The 1,292-nt window shown below is 41.9% G+C and carries 1 protein-coding gene; it reads left to right on the top strand.

Annotation, left to right across the window (positions count from 1 at the left end; genetic code table 11):
- A partial coding sequence (locus ETR37_RS18055; protein WP_129447627.1) for a diguanylate cyclase occupies nt 1-1,292 on the top strand: 1,292 nt, incomplete at both ends.

Raw genomic sequence — 1,292 nt, forward strand, 5'->3', positions numbered from 1 at the left:
TTTTCTATGTATTGTTTGATGATTATAAGTGCACATTATGTTTTTCATTTATCTGGAGGAACGGTCGGCACGATAAATATTACCAATATCTTTCCTTATATAATTTCTTTGTTTGTTTATTTTTTAGTAAATATACTGGTGCTATCTTGTTATTTTATTATTTCTTCACAACGTTTATTTAATGGTGTTCTCAATTTCGGATTATTAAAAGAAGTGGGAATGACCTATTGCATTACTCTAATTCTTTCGCTTGTTTTGTTATTTTTGTTGCAAGAGGCCAAATATTTTGGTGTTTTCTTGTTTACCATTTTAATCACATTTTTATCCATTGCCTTCCGGAAGCTTCTTTATTTATATCAGGAAAAAGCAAATCAAGTCAATCGCGACCATCTCACCGGCCTATACAACCACGGTTTTTTCAAAGAAACGCTCAAGGAGCAGTTTTCCGACTGCAAGCTGTTGAAACAGCCGTTGACCTTGGCATTTCTGGATTTGGACGATTTTAAAAAATACAATGACCGGAACGGGCATTTGCAAGGAGATCGTTTGTTGGCTTTTTTTGGGAAGCTGCTGCAACAAGCGGTGGAAGGGACGAACTTCACGGTCGCCCGCTATGGCGGCGAAGAGTTTGCCATTTTAATGCCCAACACGACGAAAGAAGACGCGTACGCGTTTTTAAACCGGTTGCGCAAAGAAGTGAACGATACATATTTTGACGGCGTCGAGCATATTCCGTACCGTTGCCTGTCGTTTTCGTGCGGCATCGCCGAGATGGAAAAGGATATGCATGAAAGCGATGAGCTCATCCACCGCGCCGATCAGGCGCTTTATTACGCGAAGGCGCAAGGGAAAAACAACGTTCAGTTGTATGATAAACATAATATGTGCTTGGATGAAATTAAGTTTAAACAAGACTTGGAAGCGCTCGAGCAGCAAGTGAAATTCTTTCTTTCGAAAGATGTCTATACATACCGCCATAGCAAACGGGTGTTTAAATATGCACTTGAATTTGGCAGCCGCCTTGACGAATTGACGGTCCATGAACGGCAGACGCTTGCCCTGGGAGCGATTATTCATGACATTGGAAAAATCGAAGTGCCCCGGGATATTTTAAATAAGTCTGGAAAATTGGAAAAGCATGAATGGGAGATCATTAAAAAGCATGTGACGTGGGGGCGCGAGATTGTGGCGGCGGAGAAGCGGTTTGATGAGTTGATTCCGCTTGTCGAGCTGCATCACGAACGATATGATGGAAAAGGGTATCCGTACGGGCTGAAAGGGGAAGAAATCCC

The sequence above is a fragment of the Geobacillus sp. PK12 genome, from assembly GCF_004123125.1.
Taxonomy (GTDB): Bacteria; Bacillota; Bacilli; order Bacillales; family Anoxybacillaceae; genus Geobacillus; species Geobacillus zalihae.